Source organism: Streptomyces sp. NPDC005017 (assembly GCF_042873115.1).
Classification (GTDB): Bacteria; Actinomycetota; Actinomycetes; order Streptomycetales; family Streptomycetaceae; genus Streptomyces.
Genome location: NZ_JBIALD010000014.1, coordinates 101,397 through 124,042 on the forward strand (window position 1 = coordinate 101,397; position 22,646 = coordinate 124,042).

General features: G+C 74.3%; 18 protein-coding genes. 8 read left to right on the forward strand and 10 right to left on the reverse strand.

Annotation, left to right across the window (positions count from 1 at the left end; translation table 11 throughout):
• Positions 1 to 144 precede the first annotated feature (144 nt).
• Positions 145 to 1,239 carry a glutamate--cysteine ligase gene (locus tag ACFYR0_RS22195; protein WP_389330591.1) on the reverse strand — a complete coding sequence of 365 codons (1,095 nt, stop codon included), beginning with the start codon at positions 1,237 to 1,239 and terminating at the stop codon, positions 145 to 147.
• A gap of 245 nt (positions 1,240 to 1,484) precedes the next feature.
• Positions 1,485 to 1,982: a MarR family transcriptional regulator gene (locus ACFYR0_RS22200; protein ID WP_389330877.1), complete on the reverse strand. Its 498-nt coding sequence runs from the start codon at positions 1,980 to 1,982 to the stop codon at positions 1,485 to 1,487.
• 155 nt (positions 1,983 to 2,137) lie between these two features.
• On the opposite strand from ACFYR0_RS22200, the gene ACFYR0_RS22205 reads away from it, so the two are divergent.
• Positions 2,138 to 2,518: an HGxxPAAW family protein gene (locus ACFYR0_RS22205; RefSeq protein WP_389330594.1), complete on the forward strand. Its 381-nt coding sequence runs from the start codon at positions 2,138 to 2,140 to the stop codon at positions 2,516 to 2,518.
• A 229-nt stretch (positions 2,519 to 2,747) separates the two neighbouring features.
• Positions 2,748 to 4,772 carry a fibronectin type III domain-containing protein gene (locus tag ACFYR0_RS22210; RefSeq protein WP_389330597.1) on the forward strand — a complete coding sequence of 675 codons (2,025 nt, stop codon included), beginning with the start codon at positions 2,748 to 2,750 and terminating at the stop codon, positions 4,770 to 4,772.
• Positions 4,773 to 4,940: 168 nt separating this feature from the next.
• Here the strand turns inward: ACFYR0_RS22210 and ACFYR0_RS22215 are convergent, their stop codons facing one another.
• The 8 genes from ACFYR0_RS22215 to ACFYR0_RS22250 form a co-directional block, all read right to left on the reverse strand.
• On the reverse strand, positions 4,941 to 5,528 hold the full coding sequence (locus tag ACFYR0_RS22215; protein ID WP_389330600.1) for a hypothetical protein: 588 nt from the start codon (positions 5,526 to 5,528) through the stop codon (positions 4,941 to 4,943).
• Positions 5,529 to 5,547: 19 nt separating this feature from the next.
• Entirely contained in the window at positions 5,548 to 6,978 is a 1,431-nt protein-coding gene (locus ACFYR0_RS22220; protein WP_389330603.1) for a hypothetical protein, read from the reverse strand.
• A gap of 96 nt (positions 6,979 to 7,074) precedes the next feature.
• Entirely contained in the window at positions 7,075 to 7,650 is a 576-nt protein-coding gene (locus ACFYR0_RS22225) for a GAF domain-containing protein (protein ID WP_389330606.1), read from the reverse strand.
• A 26-nt stretch (positions 7,651 to 7,676) separates the two neighbouring features.
• On the reverse strand, positions 7,677 to 8,510 hold the full coding sequence (locus tag ACFYR0_RS22230; protein WP_386380240.1) for a S8 family serine peptidase: 834 nt from the start codon (positions 8,508 to 8,510) through the stop codon (positions 7,677 to 7,679).
• Complete coding sequence (locus tag ACFYR0_RS22235; protein WP_389330609.1) at positions 8,507 to 11,635, reverse strand: adenylate/guanylate cyclase domain-containing protein; 3,129 nt, start codon at positions 11,633 to 11,635, stop codon at positions 8,507 to 8,509. Before ACFYR0_RS22235 ends, ACFYR0_RS22230 begins: the two co-directional genes overlap by 4 nt.
• A gap of 31 nt (positions 11,636 to 11,666) precedes the next feature.
• The gene (locus ACFYR0_RS22240; RefSeq protein ID WP_386380242.1) at positions 11,667 to 11,876 is read right to left on the reverse strand and encodes an aroma-sacti cluster domain-containing protein; all 210 of its coding nucleotides are present in this window, start codon (positions 11,874 to 11,876) and stop codon (positions 11,667 to 11,669) included.
• Positions 11,877 to 11,889: 13 nt separating this feature from the next.
• The gene (locus ACFYR0_RS22245; RefSeq protein ID WP_389330612.1) at positions 11,890 to 12,681 is read right to left on the reverse strand and encodes an iron-containing redox enzyme family protein; all 792 of its coding nucleotides are present in this window, start codon (positions 12,679 to 12,681) and stop codon (positions 11,890 to 11,892) included.
• Positions 12,678 to 13,874, reverse strand: coding sequence for a radical SAM protein (locus ACFYR0_RS22250; RefSeq protein WP_389330615.1), 1,197 nt, complete (start codon positions 13,872 to 13,874; stop codon positions 12,678 to 12,680). The genes ACFYR0_RS22245 and ACFYR0_RS22250 overlap by 4 nt, the downstream gene beginning before the upstream one ends.
• Positions 13,875 to 14,409: 535 nt before the next feature.
• On the opposite strand from ACFYR0_RS22250, the gene ACFYR0_RS22255 reads away from it, so the two are divergent.
• The 6 genes from ACFYR0_RS22255 to ACFYR0_RS22280 are packed head-to-tail and all read left to right on the forward strand — an operon-like array spanning position 14,410 to position 22,646.
• Complete coding sequence (locus ACFYR0_RS22255; RefSeq protein ID WP_389330618.1) at positions 14,410 to 15,753, forward strand: glycosyltransferase; 1,344 nt, start codon at positions 14,410 to 14,412, stop codon at positions 15,751 to 15,753.
• Positions 15,750 to 16,712 (forward strand): DUF6895 family protein, encoded by a 963-nt coding sequence (locus ACFYR0_RS22260; protein WP_389330621.1) that lies wholly within the window; start codon positions 15,750 to 15,752, stop codon positions 16,710 to 16,712. Before ACFYR0_RS22255 ends, ACFYR0_RS22260 begins: the two co-directional genes overlap by 4 nt.
• On the forward strand, positions 16,709 to 17,992 hold the full coding sequence (locus ACFYR0_RS22265; RefSeq protein WP_389330624.1) for a radical SAM protein: 1,284 nt from the start codon (positions 16,709 to 16,711) through the stop codon (positions 17,990 to 17,992). The genes ACFYR0_RS22260 and ACFYR0_RS22265 overlap by 4 nt, the downstream gene beginning before the upstream one ends.
• Before the next feature lie 2 nt (positions 17,993 to 17,994).
• On the forward strand, positions 17,995 to 18,909 hold the full coding sequence (locus ACFYR0_RS22270; RefSeq protein ID WP_389330627.1) for a DUF6895 family protein: 915 nt from the start codon (positions 17,995 to 17,997) through the stop codon (positions 18,907 to 18,909).
• The gene (locus ACFYR0_RS22275; protein WP_389330631.1) at positions 18,906 to 20,486 is read left to right on the forward strand and encodes an MFS transporter; all 1,581 of its coding nucleotides are present in this window, start codon (positions 18,906 to 18,908) and stop codon (positions 20,484 to 20,486) included. The genes ACFYR0_RS22270 and ACFYR0_RS22275 overlap by 4 nt, the downstream gene beginning before the upstream one ends.
• A 30-nt stretch (positions 20,487 to 20,516) precedes the next feature.
• Positions 20,517 to 22,646, forward strand: a complete 2,130-nt coding sequence (locus tag ACFYR0_RS22280; RefSeq protein WP_389330634.1) for a prolyl oligopeptidase family protein — start codon at positions 20,517 to 20,519, stop codon at positions 22,644 to 22,646.

Here is a 22,646-nt window from a genome sequence, read left to right on the forward strand (position 1 = left end):
CCGAGCCGGCAGGGGCACTCGCACGTCACGGCCGCGCAGTCCCCGGCCCCGGGACCGACGGAGGAGCGCTCCCGCCGCCGACGGGCGACCGGCGCGCCTGCCGGACCCGGCCGCCGCACGCCACCCACCCGTCGTCATCGTGCGTCAGGGGCTGCTCTCGCGGACCACGAGTTCGACGGCAGCGAGAGGACCGCCCGCGGCGAAGGCGGCACGCTGGCGGTCCGCACCGGTGCCCCGTCGCAGAAGACGATGGACCAGAGCGCTCACCTCGCGTGTGTCGCCGGACTCCTCCAGTGCCGCGGCCGTGTGCCGGAAAAGCTCCCAGAGCACATCGCCCGCCCGGCGAGCCGCGCCGCCGGGATCCATCAGGCTGCCGCTGAGGCCGTAGCGGGCGGCATGCCACAGGGACGCCTGCAGCAGCTCAGGGGCGCAGTCCGGCACGGGAGCACCCGCGGAGGCCTCGGCGAGAGCGGTCTGCACCAGCGCCCGCACGACACCGGCGAGCATGACCGCGTCGTCGGCGAGCAGCTGAACGTCGGTACAGCGCACTTCGACGGTGGGGTACCGCTCCGAGAGCCGCGCCAGCCAGTAGAGCTGGCCCCTGTCGGCCACGAGTCCGCAGTCCACGAGGTGTTGTACCCGCTGGTCGTAGTCGTCGCTGTCCTCGAAGACCGGGGGCAGGCCCGCCACGGTCCAGCGGCTGAACACGACGGTGCGCCAGCTGGCGAAACCGGTGTCACGGCCGTCCCACAGCGGGGAGTTCGCCGCCATGGCCGTCAGGGTCGGCAGCCACAGCCGCAGTCTGTTGAGCACCTGCACGCCCGCGTCACGGCTCGGCACGGCGACATGGACATGCATGCCGTTCACCAGTTGCTCCGCCACGAGTTGGGGCGCCTGAGCGGCCATGGCCCGGTAGCGCGCGTGGTCGGTGACGGGCACGGCGTGCAGTGTGTCGCGTAGCGCGGGCGTCCCGGCGGCCGCGATACGGCAGCCGTGCGTCTCGGCTGCCGAAGCCAGGGCGTGCCGCAGGCGCAGCAGGTGTCCTCCGACCTCGTCCAGGCTGTGACACACCGGGGTGGCGACCTCGACCTGCGACTGCAGCAGTTCGCCCTGTACTTCCTGCCCGCCGGTGAGACGCTCCAGGCCGGCGGCCTTCCGTACCTTCTCCGCGTAGGGCACGGGCAGGCCTGTGACCGGATGGACCAGCATGTATTCCTCTTCGACGCCGATCGTCGTCATGGCCCGCCCTTGGTCGGCTCCGTCCCGGCCCGCGGGTGCCGGACCGGTGTCAACACGTGGCCCGGGTGCTCGTCGAGGCCGCGCCTTGTCGAGCATCCGAGTCCCCCGCCGACCGGTGCGGAAACGGAGGACCTCGGGCGATCACCTTCGAGGCGGCACGCCGGACCCGTCGGCGACATCCGGTTGCGGGCACGAGCGACGCAGCCTGTGGAAGGCGTGCGACGTTCCCCTCGGCCTGCCGTCTGTCAACGGCGTCGGGCACCGTCGTCAGCATCCCCGTCGCCCGCCGCCTGCGCGGTCGTGCGCGGCGAGCCGACTCCCTGGCGCATCTCCTCCAGAGCTTCCAGGAACAGGCTCCGGGCCCGGGTGAACCAGTCCGTCAGTACGGCGAGTTCCTCGGCCTCGTAGTCGGCGAACAGCGCGGTCAGACGTCCGTAGAGAGGGGCGTACACCTCGATCAGGCGCTGCTGCGCGCTGTCGTCCATGGCGACGTGCACGCGGCGGCGGTCCTGGGGGTCGGGCTCGCGGCGTACGTAGCCCGCCCTTTCCAGGCGGTTGATCACGCCGGTGACCGCGCCCGTGGTCAGCCGTGCACGCTCGGCCAGATCTCCCGCCACGAGCGAGCGGCCGGCCAGCGAAGCCTCGATGAGGAAGCCGAGGCATGTGGCGTCGGTGACGTTGAGGCCGAGGCTTCGCGCGATGTCCTGCTGCCCGAACTGCGCGGTCGCGATCATCCGGTCCATGGCGTGCAAGGCCTGGTCGGCGTCGGCCGCGGGGCGGTTCTTGCCTCGTTCCACGATATTCCCTTAGCATCTAAGTATCTTAGCTCGCGAGATAACTGCTCGACTCGACCACGGACAGTCATCTCGGTGTTCCACCCATCGAAGGGGAGACATCCATGTTCGTGCATGAGGAAGTAGACATGGGTCACACCGTTGCCGGCTGGACGGGCTCGGCGACCGCCCTGGCCGGCTTCGCCCTGTCCGGAACCGCCGTGGTCGCCGGCTCGGCGCACCTCGCGGTGGCGGGCGCCGCGGTCGTGCTGGGGGCGCTGCCGGTCACCTGGATGCTGCATCTGGCCGGATGGGGGAAGCCGAGTGGGCCGCGCCCCGCAGACCAATGGGACTGGCGCGTCCGGGACCGCGCGGCGCGAAGCGGCCACCCGGACTGCCTCGGCTGTCGTCTCGCCGGGCGGCGAGCGGCCACCACGCCGCGGCGTCTTGCCGAGCCCGCCGCGCCGGACGCCCGAGTGCGTCCGGACGTACAGCCCGCAGGGTGACACCCGCCCCGCCGGGCACGGAAGTTCGCCGATCGGTCCAACGGCAGGCCGGTCCGTGTCGGACAACGGGCCCTTCTGGAAGCACTGCTGACGGTGTGAAGGTTCCGTACCATCCCGCACAACCAATGGGTCTCTCCGAGAGTCATGATCACGAAGGTTTCACTTCAGGGCTCCATGGATCCCTGAAGTGAACCCCGGTCATCGCTGTACCGCTCCGAGAGAGGAACCCATGTACCGACCCAGACGCACCACAGCCGCCGCCGCGGCCTCCGTCGTACTCGCCACCGCCGGTGGCCTGCTGACGGTCGCCGCCGCGCCCGCCTCCGCCGCCGACTGCGCCGCGCCGGCGTTCGAGCGGCAGTTCTTCGCCAACACCACCTTCTCCGGCACCCCGGCGAAGACCGACTGCGACGACGCGATCGCCGAGAACTGGGGCGCGGGGGCTCCAGCGTCCGGACTGCCGTCGAACCGGTTCGGGGTGCGCTGGTCGGTGACCCGCGACTTCGGCTCCGGCGGCCCCTTCGCCCTGAGCGCCTCCGGGCAGGACGGCATTCGCGTCTACCTCGACGGCGAGCTCCGGATCGACCTCTGGCGGAACACCTCGACGACGGTCTCGCGGACCGTCGACGTCACCGTCCCCTCCGGGCGGCACAGCCTCCGCGTCGACTACGTCAACTGGTCCGGTCCCGCGGCCGTCCAGTTCGCCTACACCCCGCGCACCTCCCCGGCGGACGACCAGGTCGCGCCGCTCGCCCCCGCCGGTGTCGCCGCGTCGTACGACGAGGGCGCCGGCCGCGCCTCGGTGACCTGGGCACGGAACGAGGAGATGGACCTCGCCGGGTACCGCGTCTACCGGCGGGCCGCGGAAGGCGGCGACCTCCTGCCGGTGAGCGGCGCGAACCTGCTGACCGAGACGTCCTTCACCCAGGACCTGCCGGCCACCGGAGCCGCGTACGCCTACCAGGTGCGGGCCGTCGACCTGGCCGGCAACGAGTCGACGGGCGGCGCCGAGCCGACCGTCACCACCGCCGACCGCACCGCCCCGGGACTCTCGGCGCCGACGGCGACCCACGACAACTGGCTGGGCGTCTCGCTGGCCTGGACCGCCGAGGAGGAGGGCCTGACGTACGACGTCCAGCGGGCGTCCGCCCCCGACGGCGAGTTCACCGCACTGGGCACGGTCCGCACGCCCGGCTACCGGGACGAGACGGCGCCCTACGGCGAGACCTCCTACTACCGCGTCACCGCGACCGACGCCGCCGGGAACAGCACCACCTCCCCGGTGGTGGAGTTCACCCGGCCGCTCGCGGTGCCCGCCATGGACGGCACCCGGATCGCGGACGACGACAGCGGCGTCGAGGTCGCCTGGACCTCACCCGCGTCCGGCCCGTCCACGTTCCGCGTCTACCGCTGGGACCGCTTCGACGAGAACGCCGTCCCGGAGCCGGTCACCTGCGAGCCCCGCCGCACCGGCAACCCCGAGGACCCGAAGCCGCAGTACGCGTGCACCGACACCACCGCCGAGTTCGGCGTGGCGTACTGGTACCGCGTCCACACCGTCGACGCCCAGGGCCGCGAGTCCGAGCCGTCGCAGCCGAGCAGCATCACCCGCGCGGACCGCGTCGCGCCGCCCGCCGTCACCGGCCTCGACTACACGACCACGGAGTACGGCACGGTCCTGCGCTGGGACGCGAGCCCCGCCGCCGACCTCGCCCGCTACGTGGTCTACCGCGCCCCCGCCGACGACCCGTTCGCCACCATCGAGCGGATCGCGGAGGTCGCACCCGGCACCACCGGCTACGCCGACGTCCAGGTCGCCGACGACCAGTCCTGGATCTACTACGTCGACGCGGTCGACACCTCCGGCAACTCCGTCTGGCTGACGGGCTCCCCGTCGGACGTCGCCCACGTCGAGACCAACGAGTACCACCTCGGCCCGGCGTACAACCTCCCCTTCACCTACGACTGGGCCCTGTCCGCCACCGTGGACGAGTCCTCCCGGGCGCAGCTGTCGTGGAACTGCACCACCGGCTCCTGCCCGGCCACCGGCTTCCACGTCTACCGCTGGGACCGCGTCACGGAGGAGTGGGTACGGCTGACCCAGCAGCCCCTGTCCGCCACCACCAGGGCGTACACGGACGCCGCCACCCCGCGCGGCACCACCAGCCACTACACGATCACCGCGGTCGCCGCGGACGGCTCCGAGATCGCCGCCCGCTACACCTCGGTCGCGACCGCACCGAGCGGAGCCTGACACCAGTGAGGCCCACGACCGCCGGCCGGACGGGCGGGACGGCGACCGCCGCCGCGCCCGGCCCGGCCGGCGGTCCTCCCGCCACGGCTCCACCCCCACCATGGCGGCGAAGAACCACGCATCTCCCGACTGGAGGCGCCGGTTGCGGGGACACCGGCCACGCCGGGATCAGTTGGCCAGGGCCATGCGCTCCACCCACGCGACCTTCACGGACTCGATGTCGGACAGCTCATGGCCGTCCTCGAGGGTGGCGTACTCGTCGAACTCGCTCTCGTCGGAGTCGGTCTTTCCGGCCGCCAGGTGCACCGAGCCGATGTAGGTCTGACTGACGAAGTCGCCGTCCTCGTCGAAGGCGTTGACGATGACGGAGTAGTTGGCGGGTTCGTCGCCCTTGTTGGTGATCTTGTAGTGGAACCCGTACACCGTGTCGTCCGACTCGCTGTACGAGTCGCAGTCGTTGTACGTGAACTCGTCGGTGTCGTCGCAGTCCTCGTTGTCGTCCGAGGTGAGCTTGCCGCCCGAGACCTCGACATGGTCGATCGGGTCGCCGTCGCCCGCCAGCGCCCACCAGGCGAGGCCACCACCGGCGAGGAGCACGACGACGGCGGCCGCGGCCACGAGAGCGCCCTTGCCGGGACGGCGTAAGGGTGCGGTCTTCGGCGACGCGAGGATGTCCAGGGGAGGACCGGGCGGCGGCGCGGACGGATACGGGGGCGCGGGCGTCGGTTCGGTTCGTTCGGGCGTGTTGTCGGTCATGGGCCGGCTCCTTCTGTGGTCACGCGGAAGGTGTGGTGTCGGTGTCCTGCCCACCCTGTGCCTTGCCGATGCGGTGGCCGGTCCCGGCCAGGAGCAGCAGCGCCGCGAGTACGGAGACGGCGCAGGCCGCCGCGAACACGTCGGACTTCTCGTCGGCGAACATGCCGGCGGCGGCCAGCGTGAGGAACACGCCGGTGCTCTGCCAGCCGATCCCCGCGGGCATCGGGCCCGGAGATCGTCGGCGTACGCGGGGGAGCCACAGACGGAGGAGTTCCAGGGTGATCGCGAGGGCGAGGAGCCGTGAGGCGATCATCACCGCGAGAGGTGCGGTGTTGTCGCCGAGTTCACCCACGCCGACGACGGTGGTGAAGCCGAAGTAGAGGATCGGCAGCAGCCAGCCGAGGCGTGCGCGGTCACCGAGTGAGGGAGAGGGGGCTGCGACGCCTGCCGTCCTCGCGGGGTCGACCGGGGAGCGGGGCGAGGGGACCGCGGAGAGGGTGGGGGCGGCGGGGATCGGCCGGAGCGCGCGGCGCTGGGCGCGGCGGACGCGCAGGCCGGCGTCGCCGTGGCGGTCGATGTGGGCGGACAGTTCCCTCTGGAGGGCGAGGAGTTGTTCCGCCATCGTGTCGAACTCGGCCCGGCGTTCCGCGGCGAGGCGGGCGGCGTCGCGTTCGGTCGTGGTGAGGCGTTCGAGGGCCTCGGCGTGGTGCCGGTCTGCCTCGGCGCGGGCGGTCTCGGCGGCGCGGGTGGCCTTGGCCGACTCCTCGCGCAGACGGGTGCGTTCCGCCTCGATGATCTCGGAGACGCGGTGACGTTCGTCCGGGGGGAGGGTGTGGGGTGCGCGGGCCTCGGCGCGGGCCAAAGCGGCCTGCCGCCACTCCGTCAGGGGGCGGCCGCGATGCTGTCCGATGCCGTTGACGTGGATCCGGTGGCCGTCCGCGCGGTGGATGTAGAGGACGTTGCCGCCCTCGCCGTTCGGTGATCTGTCCCAGGTCACGCCGGTGAAGTCGGCGGCGGTGCGGATGCCCTGGGCGGCGAGGTCGCGGATCAGGCCGGTGCCGAAGCCGTTCAGTTCGCTGACGGTGAGTGGCGTGTTCCTGAGGCGCCGCTCGATGAACCCGCGGCGCAGGACGGCGAGGGCCTGGGTCTCCTGCTGTTCTCGCTTGCCGTCGAGGCTGTTCAAGTCGAGTGTGAGCGAGTGCTGTTGGCGCGCTCGCTGTGCCTCGATGCGGTGCAGTTCCCCGGTGTGGGCGGTTTCCGCGCGGTCGCGGTCACGTGCCTCTCGGTTCAGCCGGCGGCGGTCGGCCGTCTCGAAGGCGCCGCGCTTGTTCAGCAGCCGGCGCAGGGCGCGTATCGACTCGATGATGCGGCGGCGCCCGGCGCGTATGCCTGCCGGGGACTGCGGGACGGGGGTGATCCCGTCCAGCGTCGGGGTGGTGCGGTCGGTCAAGGCGGGCTCACTCAGGAGGTGGGGCGGTGGAGCTGCCCCGGTTTACACGGGGTCGAGTTGCTGGAGTCTAAGCGATCAAAGGCCTGGCGGCGGCGCTCACTCCTCCAGCAGGCGACGGGCCTGGGAGAGGAGGTCGAGCAGTTCGGTGCGGGACGGGTCGGGCGGGGCGGGTGTGCGCGGGGAGTGGGTGGTGAGGACGTGCAGGGCGACGGCGGCCTGGCGGGCGAACAGGCACAGCAGATCCAGCTCGGGGAGGCCGGACCGGGCCTGCGGGGAGGGGTCGAGCACCTCCAGGACGCCGAGGACGCGGCTGCCGCGCACGAGGGGGGCGGCCATCAGGGCGTCGGGGACGTAGCCGGTGGACTCGGCGATGTCGCGGTCGAAGGCGGTGCTGCGGTGGAGGTCGTCGACCACCATGGGCTCTCCCGAGGCGGCGACCCATCCGGCGATGCCCCGGCCCGCCGCGAACCGCCGGCCCACGAGGAACTCCTGGCCCTGTCCGGAGACGGCCTCGAAGACCAGCTCGTCCGCGGCGTCGTCCAGCAGCAGGATGGAACTGGCCTGGGCGCCGAAGAGGGCACGGGCGGTGTCGACCACCGACTGGAGCAGCTCCGCCATGGCCGGGTCCGGCCGGGAGGTCGGTGACGCGGCGGGGGTGATCGTCTGGGCCATGTGGGGTTCCCTTCCGGCGCCGGTCGTCACCGGCGTCCGTGGACACGGACGTTGGCTGCGGACAGGTACAGGGCGTTCTTGAGCTGGAACGGTGTCAGCCGCGGGCGGCTGGACAGGATGCGTGCGCACAGGCCCGCGACGAACGGCGTGGCGAAGCTGTTCCCGGAGCTGCGGATCGACGTGCCGCCGAGCCAGGCCACCTCGACGCGCTGCCCGGGGGCGAAGAACTCCACCGGCGGCTCGGGGTTGTAGAGGTGGAGGTCCGGGTCGTCCTCCTGGTGGCTGCCGACGGAGATCACCGAGGAGAACCGCCAGGGGAAGCTCTCCACATGCGTGTTGTGCGCGGCGGCGACGATCACCGTGCGCTGGAAGTACGCCTCGTCGGCCAGGCGGCGCAGCTCCGCCGCGAAACGCTCATGGCTGGTGGACAGGCTGAGGTTCACCACGTCGAACCGCTGCCGCACCGCCCAGCGGATCCCCTCGAGCAGGACGTCCCCGCTGCCGGAGAAACGTTCACCGAGGACCCGTACGCTGGTCAGTTCGCAGTCCGGCGCGGTGCGGCGGATGATTCCGGCGCAGGCGGTGCCGTGCCCGCAGGCGTCGCCCTCGTCCGTCTCCTCGACGCGGACCCCTTCGTCGTCCTTGACGACCCGCCACGCGCCGTCCAGCGGGCCGATCATCGGGTGGTCCCGTTCGACGCCCGAGTCGACCACGCAGACGCGGACACCCCGGCCGGTGCCGCCGACGAGTCCTCCCTCGGGCGCGTCCGGAGGGCCGTCGGCCTCCACGGGCACGTCCGCGATGCCCCTGCCCCGCAGGCCCCAGGTGAGGGCGGGCGCGGGTGGTCGCGCGGCGGTCATCGGGGTGCCTCCTGTCCGGCTCCGGTGGCCCGTACGGCGACGGGGCGGGGCCCCGGCGATCGGCCCCGGCAGCGCGCGGCCACGGCCTCGGCCCGGCGTACGGCGGGCAGATGGCCCTTGGCGTCGAAGTACCGGCGGGCCCGTGCCGCCGCCTCGGCCGCCTCGGCCGGCCGTCCCAGGTCGAGGGTCGCGCGGGCGTGGTCGAGGGCGGCGAGGCCCTGGACGATCGGCGAGTCGGTGCCGGCCGCGGTGGCGAGCGCCCGGGCGCAGAGCCGCCCGGCGGTCGCGGCGTCCCCGCGCGCGGCGGCCAGCCGGGCGCGCAGACCGTCCAGGTCGGCCGACTCCGCGTGCGGCCGGGCCGGTTCCGCGCGTTCCGGGTCCAGTTCGGTGAGGGCGTCGAGCGCGGCGCCCGGCTCGCCGAGGTCCAGCCGGATGCGGGCCATGTCGAGCAGGGCGCCGCGCAGCAGGGCCGTCGCACCCAGGTCGCGGGCGGCACCGGCGGCACGCTCCAGGCCGTCCAGGGCGTCCTCCGGGCGGCCCGCCAGGTCGGCCACGGTCGCCGCGAAGATCGGCAGGAAGGCCTCGGCCTCCGCGTACCCGAGCCGCCGCGCGAGGTGTCCGGCCTCCGCGAGGCGGGCCATGGCGCCGGCCGTGTCGTCGTGCAGGGCCAGCAGCACCGCGAGCGGGCAGTTGAGCGTCAGCCGGACCGCCCTGCGGTCGGGGCCCTGCTCGGCGAGGAGTGCCCGGCAGCGGGTGAGGGCCTCCGGGACCGGCAGCGGGCCGCGCCACAGGGACACGCCCAGCGCGCCGAGGGCCGCGGCCCGCTCCGGTTCGGCGTCGGCGCGTACGGCGTGGTCCGTGGCCCGGGCCAGCAGTTGCTCGGCCGCCCCGTGCCGGCCCTGCTCCTGGGCGCGCTGCGCCAGCCGCAGACAGGCTCTGGCCTGGCCGAGCTCGTCGCCCGCGGCCGCGAAGACGGGGAGGGCGGCACCGGCGGTGTCGGCGGGTGACCCGGCCTGTCCCGGGTGTCCCCCGGCGAAGGCCAGGGCGAGGCGCGCATGGGCCTGTTCGACCGGGTGCGCGTCGTCGCTCAGCACTTCTTCCAGCAGTGCCCGGCCCTCGGGTGCGCGGCCGAGGTCCAGCAGGGTCTGTCCGAGCCGCCGCCGGGTCGCCGTGCCGCCGGGCTCGCCCGTGTTGTAGCGGTCGGCGGCCCTGGCGAGCAGGTCGGCGGCCCACACCGGGTCGGCGTGCGCGAGCGCCAGCCGGCCGGCCTCCGCGAGGGCGTCCGCGGCGCGCAGCCGCAGCGCGTCGGTGTGCGCGTCCTGGGCGCCCAGTTCGGCGCGGTAGCGGTACGCCTGTTCCAGGTGGGCGCCGACCGCCGCCGTGCCGCGCGCCCGGACCGACGGCAGGCGCACCGCCCGTTCGTGCCGGTCGGCCCGGTCCTGCTTGGACTGGCTGGCGTAGACGACCTCCTGGATCAGTCCTCCGGCGAAGCGGAAGGCCTCGCCGTCCGGGCGGATCAGCCGGTGCCGGACCAGACGGTGCAGGACGGGGCGGAGTCCGGCCTCGGTCCACGACTGTTCGGCGGGTCCGGCGAGCGCGGTCACTTCCCCGGCGGTGAACTCGCCGCCGAGGACGGACGCCAGGCCCAGCGCGCGGTGTTCGGGCGGGTCGAGCGCGTCGATGCGGGCGCCGATCAGCGCCTGGAGCGGGAGCGGCACGCTGTCGGCGTCGACGGGCCCGCCGGCGAGCAGCAGCTGCTCCAGATGCAGGGGGTTCCCGCCCACCCGGGCCAGGACCGCGGGAGCGAGTGGCTCGTCGTCGCCCTCGCGTCCGGTCAGCCCGGCCGCCAGCCGCTGTGCCTCGGCGTCGGACAGACCCCCGAGCAGGACGGCGTCCGGGGCCGACTCGGGCCGTGTGTCGAACAGTTGGGGGCGGGTGAGCAGGACGATCAGCACGGGCGTGTCGGTCAGCGCGCGCAGCAGCCGGTCGAGGGCGTCGAACAGGGGCTGCGCCGCCCAGTGGCAGTCGTCGAGGACGAGCACGACGGGCCCCTGCTCGCCCAGGTCGGCGAGGACCTTGGCGAGCGCGGCGAATGTGTCGGCCGGCGACGGGTTGGGCGTGCCGTCCAGGAGCAGTCCCTTGCGGAGCAGCTCCAGTTCGGGTGACGGCGGGGCCGGGCCGGTCTCGAGCAAATCGGTCACGGCGGCGGCGAGCGGTCCGAGGCTGGGCTGTTCGCCTCGGGCGCGGCAGCGTCCGACGCCGTGGCGGAGACCGCCGGCGCCCGCGGCCGTGCGGTGCAGCCATTCGCGCACCAGCCGGGTCTTGCCCTGTCCGGCCTCGCCGCCCACCACCACCCGGGCCGCCCGGCCGGTGCGGGCCGCGCGGTCCAACGCCGCGTCGAGGAGGCCGAGTTCACGGGAGCGTCCGACGAAGGCGACGTCGAAGCGGCGCAGCGCCTCGGGGCCGTCCTCCTCGTCGAGGCCGAGCAGGCGGTGGGCTGTGACCCGGTCGCGCTTGCCCTTGAGCAGCAGCGGGCCGGTCGGCGTGGTGCGGACCCCGGGGCCCGCGGCCGCGAGGGTGCCGGGACCGAGGAGGATCTCGCCCGCGGCGGCGTTCTGTTCGAGCCGCGCGGCGATGTTGACGGCCTCGCCGGAGACCATGGCCTGCCGTTCGCTGGCCGAACCCGTCACCACCTGACCGGTGTTGACGCCGATGCGCATCTCCAGCCGTACGCCCACGGCGCCTTCCAGCCGGGCGTTGAACCCGTCCAGGGCCTCCCGCATGGCGAGCGCGGCGGCGACCGCGCGGCGGGCGTCGTCCTCGCGCACCGTCGGCACGCCGAAGACGGCCATCACGGCGTCCCCGATGAACTTCTCCACCGTGCCGCCCTGCTCCTCGATCCGCTGCCGCATCAGGTCGAACCAGCGCAGTGTCACCGAGCGCAGGGTCTCGGCGTCCAGGGCCCCGGACAGCGCGGTGGAGCCCACCAGGTCGCTGAAGAGGAGGGTCACCACCTTGCGGCCGGTCGGTCTGGCCGGGGCGGGGGCCGGCGCGCAGGGGCTGCCGCAGGAGGGGCAGAACCGGGCGCCGGGCGGAGTGGCGCCGCGGCACGAGGCGCAGGTCATGGGTTCCTCCGGGGGACGGGGACGGCGAGGGTCAGAAGAGGGCGCCGCCCGCCACGTCGGCGTGGGCCTGCACCTCGGGGGCCGCCGCGTCGAGCCGGCCCCTGATGTCCACGAGCAGGGCGAGTTCCTCGGGGGTCAGCGCCGCCACCACCTCCAACTGCTCCTCGCTGAGGGCGTGGACGTCGAATCCGGCGGCGGTGAGAGCCTCCAGGGTGGGCCGGGGCGCGGCGTGGTCGGTCATGGGTGTCCTTAGGTCAGTCGGCGGCGAGGGCGAGGAAGAGACGGGTGAGCAGAGCGGCGGTGTGCAGCGCGCTGACACAGACGGCGGTCTGCCGGTGCGCGGGCAGTTCGAGGGCGTCGAGCTCCCGGAGCAGGTCGTCGACGTGGCCGCCGTCCAGCTCGGCGTGTTCCCTGACGGTGCGGAACGCGGCGGGCGGCAGTCCGGTGGCCTCGGCGAGCCGGTCCGCGAGCCGGGGACCGGGCGCGTTGCCCTCCAGGACCGCGATGTAGCCGAGCAGGGCGACGGGGTGCTCGTGCTCGATGCGGTAGTACTGCGCCCCTGCGAGTTCGACGACGACCGGGTGGGGCACGAGGGCGGGAGCGGCGCCGATGGCGGCGAGGTCCTCCAGCAGCCAGGTGTCGTGGTCGCGCTCCTCCTCGGCGTGCCGGAGGCTGTAGGCGGCGAGGCGCCGCGCGGCCGGGTCGTCCAGCTCGGCGGACCGCTCGGCGGCACGTTCCAGCAGCGGTACGGAGGCCCGTACGAGCGCGTGCATGGCGGCCAGGTAGCGGGGGTAGCGCCGGCGCAGGCCCTCCGGTCGCCACAAGGCCGCGGTCGCGGCCCGCAGCACGGGAGTCACGGGCGCGAGCTTGGTGTTCAGCGCGAGGGAGGCGGCGACGGTGGGCGCGGGCCTCGTGTTCGGCGCGAGGGAGGCGGCGACGGTGGGCGCGGGCCTGGTGTTCGGCGCGAGGGAGGCGGCGACGGTGGGCGCGGCCTCGGCCTCGGGCGTGGGTTCGGTGCTCGGCGCCTGGGACGCGGTGACGGTCATCGACCGATCGCCTCCCGCACGGCCGGAGACTCGACCGCGACCGGAGACTTGACCGAGGCCGGAGACTCGACCGAGGCCGGAGACTCGACCACGGCCGATGACACGACGTCGCCTGGTGACCCGACATCGGCCGACGACTCGACCAGGTGCGCGTACGGGGCGCAGCCCATGCGGCGCACCAGGGCGGCGGGTCCGGCGGCGAGCTGTTGCTGGGCGCTGAGCCGGTCGAGGAGTTCCCCGACGGGGCCGCTCGCGTCCCGGGCTGTGCCGGCGAGCAGGTCCGGCCGGTCGGCGAGCGCGTGGCAGGCGCGGCAGTAGCCCGCCGGGGCCGGGGCGCCGGAGCGGGCGTGCAGCCGCAGCGGTCCGGCGGCGCGCAGCATGCGCAGCACCGGGGAGGCGAGGGAACGCGCGCGGACGGTCTGCCAGTCGTCGTCGGCGATGTGCCCGAGGCGCAGGTGCGGGGGCACGGGCCGCCGGTCCACCGTCCACTGGTTGCAGCAGGCGGTGACGGTGCCGTCGAAGGCGATCACCGGCCAGGCGGCGAGGGTGCACGGTGCCGGGCCGGAGCCCGCGGGGCCCGGCGGTGTCGCCCGCGCGAGGCCGGCGGCGGCCGCGCGGCCCAGCGGCCGTATCTCGTTGACCAGCAGCGGGACCCGGCCGTCGAAGGCGCGGCGGACGTCCGCGACGACGTCCGCCGTGTACGGGTCGTCGGGGCCGTCGCCGGTGAGGTGGACGCTGACGGGTGTCCCGGCGTCGAGCACGGCGCGCAGGGCGCTCAGTACGTGCGGGCGCGGGATCTCCCGCTCGTGGTGGACGTCCATGCTCGCCGAGAAGTGGTCGAGGGCGGTGATCGCCCGCATGATCCGCTCCGGGACGCGTCCGTCGCGGGCGAAGAACATCCCGCTGAGCAGGGCCACCCTCGACCCCTTCGCCCGGGCTAGGCGAGCGAGCCGGGCGGCGAGGCCGGGCAGAAGCAGGGGTTCGCCCCCCGTGAGCATGACCGCTTCGGGGCGGTCGTCGGTGCCGAACGAGTCGACGAAGCGCAGCAGTTGCTCCTGGTCGGGCCGTTCGGAGGCCGACGGCGAGGATCCGGTGGAGCAGTGCGCGCAGCTCATGGGGCAGCGGCGGGTCAGCGCCACCAGGAGGCCGCCGCACGGGACGGGGCGCAGTCCGATGAGCTCCGCCAGTTCCACGGCGCCTCCTCAGGGTCGACCGCCGCGTGCTCGTGCCGCGCGCGGGGCATGGCCCGAAGCGTGCCCGGGCGCGGCACACTTCCGGTTCACGAACGCCTGGGGATCGGTTAAGCACCAGGCCGGCGCCGTCGCGGGCCGTCGTGGGACGGTCCCGGCGCCGGGCCGGACCGGTCGTGTCCGGCCCGTGTCGTCGGCGTATACCGGCGCCGAACCGGCGGCCAGGCGTTCCCATACCGCGGCTGCCTAGGTTCCTGCTCAGCCGGCGCAGTGACGCCGTCGACCGAGGAGGACCACATGCCCGAGAACACGAACCCCGAGCCCACCGAGAACGAGGACATCGAGGTCGTCGCCCACAGCGAGGACGAAGAGGCCGAGGCCGGCTGCGTCGTCAACCACTCCAGCGAGCTCAACTGACACCTCGTCATCGAGCCCTGAGTACCGCGCGGGCCCCTCGGTTCCCGGCAGATCCTGCCCGGAGCCGGGGGCCCGCGGCCACCAGGGCGGTGGACCCGGCACACCGAGGGAGCGGCACGTCGTGAAGATCCTTCTCTGCCCGCTCAGCGACGGCGGCTACCTCTACCCGGCGATCGCGGCCGGCCGGGAACTGCGGCGCCGGGGACATGACGTGGACGTACTGGGCCGGTCCACCGCGGCAGCCGTCGCGGCCGACGCCGGTCTGCCGTTCGCGGCGGCGGAGGACTTCGGCGGCCGCCGGGCGTTCTCCGCCACGTGGTGGGGGCCCTCCGGCGCCGCGCAGTACCGGGCGATCGTGCGCGCGGCCCGGGTGACGGGCGCCGACGCGCTGGTCACCTCCGTACTGTGCACCGGGGCCCTGCTCGCCGCCGAGACGCTGGACATCCCCGTGGTGGTGGTCGGGCTCTCCGTCCACCTGTGGGACTACCGCTCGGGCGGGGAGGGCGAGCCGCAGCTGGGCCGGACCCGGGACAGCCGGACCCGCGACTGTCTGCGGTTCTACACCGACCTGCGGGAGCAGGCCGGTCTGGCGGGGCGCGCCTCCCGGTGGGGGGACGGGCCGCTGCTCGGAGACGCCCTGCTGCTGCGCGGGGACCCGGAGCTGGAGTTCCCGGGGGCGCGTCTGCCGGAGCGGGTACGGCAGGTGGGGCCGCTGTCCTGGGAGCCGAGACCCGAACCGGCGGAGGTCGAGGCGGTCGACGAGCATCTGCGGCGGTCCGGCAAACCCGTCGTCTACGTCCATCTGGGCCGGTTCTTCGAGGGCAAGAGCCTGTGGCCCCGGCTCAACGAGGCGTTCACCGGCGGCCGTTTCCAGGCCGTGGTCGAGCAGGGGCGATCCACCGACCCACGGCCCGCCCCGGACGCCGACATCCTGCTGGTCCGCAGGCGGTGGATGGGTCCGCTCGTCGACCGCGCGGGGCTGGTGCTGAGCAACGGCACCTCCGCCCCGGTGCTCGCCGCCCTGCTGCGCGGACTGCCCCTCGCGCTGTCGCCCAACGGCTCCGAACAGCCGCTGCTCACCGGGGCCTGCCTGCGCGCCGGTGTGGCCGTGCACTTCTCCAAGAGCCCGTCCGTGGGGGCCTCGGCACTGCTGGAGTCCGCGTGGCGCGACGACGCCCTGCGCGCCCGCGCCCGGGCGCTCGGCGACCGGCTGGCCGCGATGGACGGCCCGGCGGGCGCGGCCGACGTCGTCGAACGGCTGGCCGGGGCTGCCGCCCCTTCTCCGACGAGGGCCGGGCCACCCTCTCCCAGCGGTGCGGCGGCCCCTTCTCCGACGAGGGCCGGGCCGCCCACTCCCACCAGGGCAGCCGCCCTCCCTCAGACCAGGGCCGCAGCCCTCTCTCCGACCGGGGCCGCCACCCCGTCCCCCGCCGAGGCCTCGGCTTCCTTGAAGGAGAAGGTATGAGTACGCGACCAGCGGGCCTCGACGAGGCCGTGACCAGCCTGTCGGCGGGCGCGCGGCGGTGGATCGGGCTGCACGCCGCCTATCTCGACTCCCCGGCCGCGCGCGCCGAGCTGCCGGTGACCCCGCGGGTGAAGGCCCTCCTCCAGCTGGCGATGCTGCGCCGCTACTGGGAGAGGTGCGCGCCCGGAGACCCCGATCTGGCCCGGGTGACCGCGGTGGTCGAACAGGTCTGGCGGAGCGGGGACTTCCCGCGTCTGCTGACCCTGGAGAGCAGGTACACGCGGCAGTTCGAGCTGATGTACGCGGCGCTGGCACCGGCCGGCACCGCCGACGGGGCGCCCCGGGCCGTGCTGGCCCGGCTGACGGGTGGCAGCTATCTGACCCCGGGCCGCAAGCCGCCGTTCCTCCAGCTGGAGGCGCGGTTCTACGCCGAGATGGCCGGTGCCGGGCACCGGTTCGCGTCGTACGGGGATCTGTACGAGGCGAGCCCGCTGCCCCGGGCCGGCACGCTGGCGCCGGCCGACCTGGACGGCTGCCTGGTCGCCCACACGCTCTTCTACCTCGGCGACTTCGGCTTCCGCGATCCCGGTCTCACCGGGGAGGACCGGGATCGTGCGCTGCGCGTGGTGGAACGGCTGACGGACCACTGCGTGGCGCTCGGCGACTGGGACGTCGTCGCGAAGCTGCTGCTCGCCCAGCACTGCCTGGGCGCCGATCCGCGGCGGACACCGTCGGGAGCGGCAGGGCTGCGGATGCTCGCCGGGGCGCAGGCTCCCGACGGGGCGATCCCCGGCCGCTGCGCCGCCGAACGGCCCCCTGCCGGGGCGAGCTCCGTGGAGTACTTCCGTAAGTCCTACAAGGTGACCCTCGTCGTGGCCCTGATGACGCTCGTCGTCGACGGCGGCCGGGCGCAGGCGCCTTCCCTGACCGGGGCGGCGTCCCTGCGGGAGGAACGATGAGCATCGACCAGGTGGTGGACACGGGCGCGGCGGTGGGCACCGGCGGGGCCCTGGGCCTCGGCCGGACCGTGCGCTCCGGACCGGCGGCGGACCCCGGCGCGACCCCGGTCCTCCCTTCCGGGGCGCGGCTCCTCGAGGGCGCGCGCAACTGGTGGTTCCTCGGTCCCGGTGGTGTGGCCCGGCTGAGCGGACGGCATGTCACCGCCGACGGGGGCCTGCGTCCGGAGGCGGAGCGGCGGCTGCGCGAGAGCGGCATGTTCACCGCGCCCGGGATCCACGCGTACGCGCTGACGGTTCTCACCAGCACGCACTGCAATCTGGGCTGCGGGTACTGCTTCCAGAACACCGCGCAGGACGAGGGCGGCGGCAGCCGGCCGCCGCGGATCGGGCGCAGCCGCCTCACGTCGCAGACGATCACCTCGATCCTCGGCTTCACCGAGCGGCAGATGGCGGCCGCGGGCCTGGACCGGCTCCGGATCCTGCTGTTCGGCGGCGAGCCCCTGCTCAATCCGCGCGGCTGTGTGGAACTGCTGGAGCGGGCGGCGCGGCTGGCGCCGACCTCGGCGTGGATGATCTCCAACGCGACCCTGCTCACCCCGCCCCTGGCCCGTCGGCTCGCCGGCCTCGGACTGACGTCGGTGCAGGTCACGTTCGACGGGGACCGCGACGACCACGACCGGATCCGGATCGGCCGGGCGGACGGCGGCGCCACCTTCGACAAGATCGTCCGCAATCTCGTGCGGGCCACCGAGGAGACGCCGATCAGGTGGACCCTGCGCGTGAACGTCTCCCAGGAGACCTTCCACGGCGTGGACGCGCTGATCGACCGGCTCGCCGCCGCGCTCGACCCGGCCCGGTGCACGCTGTACTTCGCCCGCATCGGCGACGTGGGCGTCGGCTACGCCAACAGCCTCCTGCACACGGGCGAGTTGGCCGCCTCGTTCGTCCGCTGGCAGCGGCGGGCGCTCGACCTCGGGTTCACGGTGAGCCGGCCCGGTGCCCGCAAGACCTGCGTCACCTGCGGTCACACCGACGGCCGTTACGGCGCGGTGGTGAGCGCGGACGGCACGCTGGCGAGCTGCTGGGAGACCGCGGGCAAGCCCGACTGGGAGGTCGGCACGGTCACCGACGGCTATCTGCCGTCGTCGGCGACCCGTGACCGCTGGATCGCCTGCCAGGACCTCTACCGCTTCGACGAGGACGCGGCGACGCTCGCGCGGTTCCGGGACTCCGTCGACACGGCCCTGCTCGACCATCTGCACGAGACGGGGCGCCTGTAGACATGTCCTCACCTCTGGAGCGGCTCTCCGGCGGCGCGCTGCGCTGGCTGGACGCGAACGTGGAGTTCTTCGACCCGTTCTCGGCGGGCGCCCGGTCGTCGACCCACGGGAAGGCGAAGGCCGCGCTGGAACTGGCGCTGCTCTGCCACTGCGCCTCCCGCCTCCCGGACCCGCCGGACGTGCTGGGCGGGGCGACGGCGCTCGTCCGCAAGCTCTGGCAGGACCCCGGCCTCCCGCGACTGTTCGAGGCCACCCCCCGCTACGCGTCCACGTACGGGCTGATCTTCGCCGCGCTGGCGCCCGACGGGATCGACGGCACCCAGGTCCGGGCGACGCTCGACCGGCTGGACCCCGGGTTCCTCACGCCGCGGGACAAGTCCCCGTACCAGCGCGTCGAGGTCCGCTACTACGCGGACAAGGCCGGGGTCCGCCACGGTGTCGAGCCGATGGCCGAGCTGCTCCCGCTCAGCCCGCTCGTCGCGTTGCGCGCCGCCGAGCCGGGGGAGGGGAGCCCGCTGACCGTTCCGCAGGCGTACGCCCTCACCCACACCGGCTTCTACGCGAGCGACTTCGGGCGGAGCGCGCCCGGTCTGGGCGGCGGCGCGCTGGCGCACGCGCGGGACCTGGTGCGCCGGATGCTGCTGCACTGCGTCGAGCACGACCTGTGGGACCTGGCCGTGGAGCTGGTCCTCACGCAGTTCGTCCTGGGCGGCGAGCCGCTGGACACGCCCGAGGGCGCCGCAGCCGTGGAGTGCCTGGTAGGGGTCCAGCGGCCCGACGGGGCGATCCCGGGCAGGTCGGCGGCACTTCGGGCGCCCGCGTCGGCGACGGACGGGGAGTTCTTCCGCAAGGCGTACCACACGACCCTCGTCACCGCGCTGACGGCGCTGATCGTCTCCTCGCCGAGGCCGTCGTGACCTGGCCGCCTACGCTGATCAACCGCGACTACACCCGGCTCTGGTTCGGCCAGGCCGTCTCCTCCGTCGGCGACGCGGTCTTCAGCACGACCCTGGTGCTGTGGGTGGCGACCGTGCTGGCGAAGGACGAGCCGTGGGCGCCGATGGCGGTCAGCGGCATCCTGATCGCCTCCAGCGTGGCCGTACTGGTCGTCGGACCGCTCGCGGGCGTGTTCGTCGACCGGTGGGACAAACGCGCCACCATGCTGCGCACCGAGGTGGTCCGGGGCGTGCTGGTGGCGGCGCTGACCGCCGTGACCTTCCTGCCGGCCGCCGCCCTCGCCGACGGCGTGTGGCTGGCCCTCGTCTACGTCACCGTCCTGCTGCTGCACTCGGCCGGCCAGTTCTTCGCCCCGGCGCGCTTCGCGGTCCTCGCCGACCTGGTGACCGGGGAGGCCGACCGGGCTCGCGCGGCGGGCATCGCGCAGGCGACCGGTGAGACGGCCTGGATCGTCGGACCGCCCCTCGCCGCACCGCTGCTGTTCACCGCCGGTCTGCAGTGGGCCCTGCTGTTCAACGGCCTCACGTACGTGGTGTCGTACCTCGCGATCCGCGCCATCCGCGTGCCCGCCGCGCGGGTCGTGGCGGAGAAGACCGCCGAGCGTCGGCCGGGCGGTCTGCGCCGGGAGTTCGTGGACGGGCTGAGGTTCTTCGCGGGCAGCAGGTTCCTGGTGGCGCTGCTGGTGCTGGCCGTGATCGGCCAGTTCGGGGTCGGGGCGCTGGGCACCCTCAACGTCTTCTTCACCACCGACAACCTGAACGCGGACGCCCATCTCTACGGATACCTCGGTATGGCGATGGGCGCGGGCGGCATCGCGGGGGCGCTCGGCGGCGGCCGGGTGGTGCAGTGGCTGGGGGCGCGCCGGACCACCTGGATCGGCCTGCTGGTGAGCGGGGTGCTGCTGGTGGCGTACTCCCGGCAGAGCGGCTTCATCGGCGGTGTCGCCCTGCTGTTCGTCTTCACCGTTCCGCTGACCGTGCTGAACACCGCGATGTCGCCGCTGCTGCTCGCGGCGGCGCCGGCGGAGTTCCGGGGCCGGGTGGTGGCGGTGTTCTACCCGGTGACGAAGCTGGCCTCCATGCTGTCCGCGGTGCTGTCCGGCTGGCTCGCGGGCTCCGTGCTGCGAGGCGTCGACGGTTCCCTGGGCGGTGTCGGTTTCGGCCCCGTCGACACCGTGTTCGCCGTGTCGGGGCTCGTCGTCGTGGCGGCGGGGGTCTTCGCCTGGGCCGCCCTGCCGGAGACGGACAGAACCGTAGGCGCGGACGCTCCCCCCTCCAGGATCCGTACGTCCACCCGCGTCCGGTCCGCCGGACGCCGTCACCCGAGAAGGACGGCCATGCCCGAGAACACGCGTCCCGCCAACGACCCCGAGCCGGCCGAGAACACGCGTCCCGCCGACGACGCCGAGCCGGCCGAGAACACGCGCCCCGCCGACGACGCCGAGCCGGCCGAGAACGACGGCATCGAGGTCGTCGCCCACAGCGACGACGAGGAGGAACTCTCCGCCTGCGTCATCAACCGCTCCAACGAACTCTGACCCGTCACATCACGGATGAGGGAGGATCGCGTGACTTCGCAGGCCCGCCGCCACCCGGACGCCGAGCGGCAGGACGTCGTCGAGGAACTGCACGGGCTGCGCGTCCCGGACCCGTACCGCTGGCTGGAGGACGCGGGGTCCGCCGCGACGCTGCGCTGGGGCGCCGGGCAGGACGCGCTCTACGCGGCGCAGCGCGCGACCTGGCAGGACCTGGGGCAGTGGGAGGCGCAGGTCGCGGCGATCGACGCCGTCGACCGCGTCCGGTCTCCCGAGGTCCGCGGCGAGCGGCAGTTCTGGCTGCGGCAGCTGGCCGGCCAGGAGCACCCGGTGCTGATGGTGGCGGACGCCGGCGGCGCGGAGCGGGTGCTGCTCGACCCGGTGGCGCTCGACCCGTCCGGACGCACGGTGCTCGACGCCTGGGAACCCTCCGTGGAGGGCGCCCTGCTGGCCTTCCAGGTGTCCCGGGACGGCACGGAGGACTCCCTGCTCCGGGTGCTCGACGTGGCCACCGGCCGGATCGTCGACGGGCCCGTGGACCGGGTGCGCAGGACGTCGGTCGGCTGGCTGCCCGGCGGTGAGGCGTTCTACTACGTCAGGAACCTCGACCCCCGCGCCCACCCCGGCGAGGCGCGCTACCACCGCCGCGTCCATCTGCACCGGGTCGGCACGGACCCGGCGACGGACGCCCTCGTCTTCGGTGAGGGGCGGGACCGGACCCAGTTCTACAGCGTCTCGGTCACCCCGGACGGGCGCTGGCTGGGTGTCACGGCGACACTCGGCACCGGCCGCGGCACCGATCTGTATCTGGCGGACCTGCACGACGGTCCGCCGGAGCGCCCGCGGTGGCGGCCGGTGCAGGAGGGCAGGACGGCCGCGACCCGTCTGCGGGCGGTGCCCGGCGGCGGTCCGCGGGACCCGGTGTGGCTGCGGACCGACCGCGACGCCCCCCGCGGGCGGGTCGTCGCCTGCCGGCCGGACGGGTTCCACCTCGGCCCCGGCGCATGGCGGGAGGTGGTGCCCGAGCGTCCCGACGCGGTGCTGACGCATGTCGTCGTGCTGTCCGGACCGGAGCTGAAGCATCCGCTCGGCCTGGTCGCCTGGACCCGTGACACGGTGGCCGAGGTGACCGTGCACGACCTGGTGGAGGGCCGGCGGATCGCCACCGTCCCCCTGCCGGGCACCGGTGCCGTCGGCGACTTCTCCGCCGTCCCCGGCGGCCACGAGGCCTACTTCGCCTACACCGACTTCGTCACGCCGCCGCGGGTGCTCCGCTTCGACGCGCGCACGCTCGAGGTGACGCGCTGGGAGCGCGACGTGTCCGGCGCTGTGGGCGCCTCCGGCGCGGTCACCCGTCAGGTCGCCTTCCCCTCCCGCGACGGCACGACGGTGCGGATGTTCGTCATCTCCCCGTCCGGCCGCCCGGACGTGCCGCGCCCGGCGCTGCTCACCGGGTACGGCGGCTTCGGCCGCACCATGTCGCCCCGCTACCGCGCCCTGGTCCTCGCCTGGGTCAGCGCCGGCGGGGTGTTCGCCTGGGCGGGGCTGCGCGGCGGGGGAGAGGAGGGCGAGGCCTGGCATCTGGCCGGCAGCGGCGGGAACAAGCAGAACACCTTCGACGACTTCGCCGCCGCGGGCGACCGGCTCATCGAGGAGGGCTGGACCGAGCCCGGCCGCCTCGCCTGCATGGGCGGCTCCAACGGAGGGCTGCTGGTCGGCGCCGCACTGACCCAGCAGCCGGACAAGTACGCGGCCGTGGTGTGCAGTTCGCCGCTGCTGGACATGGTCCGCTACGAGCTGTCCGGGCTCGGCCCCAGCTGGACGCCCGAGTACGGCAGCGCACGGGACCCGGAGACGCTGCCCACGCTGTACGGCTACTCCCCGTACCACCGCGTCACCCCGGGGACCGCCTATCCGGCGGTGCTGCTGACCGCCGCCGACGGCGACACCAGGACCGACCCGCTGCACGCCCGGAAGATGTGCGCCGCCCTCCAGCACGCCACCACCGGCGACGGGCCGGTGCTGCTGCGGCTGGAGCGGGGTGTCGGCCACGGGGACCGGTCCGCGTCCCGCGCGGCGGCCCTTCAGGCCGAATGCCTCGCCTTCCTGGCCCGGCACGTGGGCCTGCCGGCCCCGCAGGATCCCGGCCCGGCGGTCCGCTGA

What these genes read in the sequence shown, in the direction of transcription:
- ACFYR0_RS22230 (WP_386380240.1), bottom strand. Translation starts at nt 8,510, where the DNA reads ATGACCGCCGCGCGACCACCCGCGCCCGCCCTCACCTGGGGCCTGCGG.
- ACFYR0_RS22210 (WP_389330597.1), top strand. Translation starts at nt 2,748, where the DNA reads ATGTACCGACCCAGACGCACCACAGCCGCCGCCGCGGCCTCCGTCGTA.
- ACFYR0_RS22260 (WP_389330621.1), top strand. Translation starts at nt 15,750, where the DNA reads ATGAGTACGCGACCAGCGGGCCTCGACGAGGCCGTGACCAGCCTGTCG.
- ACFYR0_RS22245 (WP_389330612.1), bottom strand. Translation starts at nt 12,681, where the DNA reads ATGACCGTCACCGCGTCCCAGGCGCCGAGCACCGAACCCACGCCCGAG.
- ACFYR0_RS22195 (WP_389330591.1), bottom strand. Translation starts at nt 1,239, where the DNA reads ATGACGACGATCGGCGTCGAAGAGGAATACATGCTGGTCCATCCGGTC.
- ACFYR0_RS22225 (WP_389330606.1), bottom strand. Translation starts at nt 7,650, where the DNA reads ATGGCCCAGACGATCACCCCCGCCGCGTCACCGACCTCCCGGCCGGAC.
- ACFYR0_RS22240 (WP_386380242.1), bottom strand. Translation starts at nt 11,876, where the DNA reads ATGACCGACCACGCCGCGCCCCGGCCCACCCTGGAGGCTCTCACCGCC.
- ACFYR0_RS22200 (WP_389330877.1), bottom strand. Translation starts at nt 1,982, where the DNA reads ATGGACCGGATGATCGCGACCGCGCAGTTCGGGCAGCAGGACATCGCG.
- ACFYR0_RS22270 (WP_389330627.1), top strand. Translation starts at nt 17,995, where the DNA reads ATGTCCTCACCTCTGGAGCGGCTCTCCGGCGGCGCGCTGCGCTGGCTG.
- ACFYR0_RS22215 (WP_389330600.1), bottom strand. Translation starts at nt 5,528, where the DNA reads ATGACCGACAACACGCCCGAACGAACCGAACCGACGCCCGCGCCCCCG.
- ACFYR0_RS22235 (WP_389330609.1), bottom strand. Translation starts at nt 11,635, where the DNA reads ATGACCTGCGCCTCGTGCCGCGGCGCCACTCCGCCCGGCGCCCGGTTC.
- ACFYR0_RS22205 (WP_389330594.1), top strand. Translation starts at nt 2,138, where the DNA reads ATGTTCGTGCATGAGGAAGTAGACATGGGTCACACCGTTGCCGGCTGG.
- ACFYR0_RS22265 (WP_389330624.1), top strand. Translation starts at nt 16,709, where the DNA reads ATGAGCATCGACCAGGTGGTGGACACGGGCGCGGCGGTGGGCACCGGC.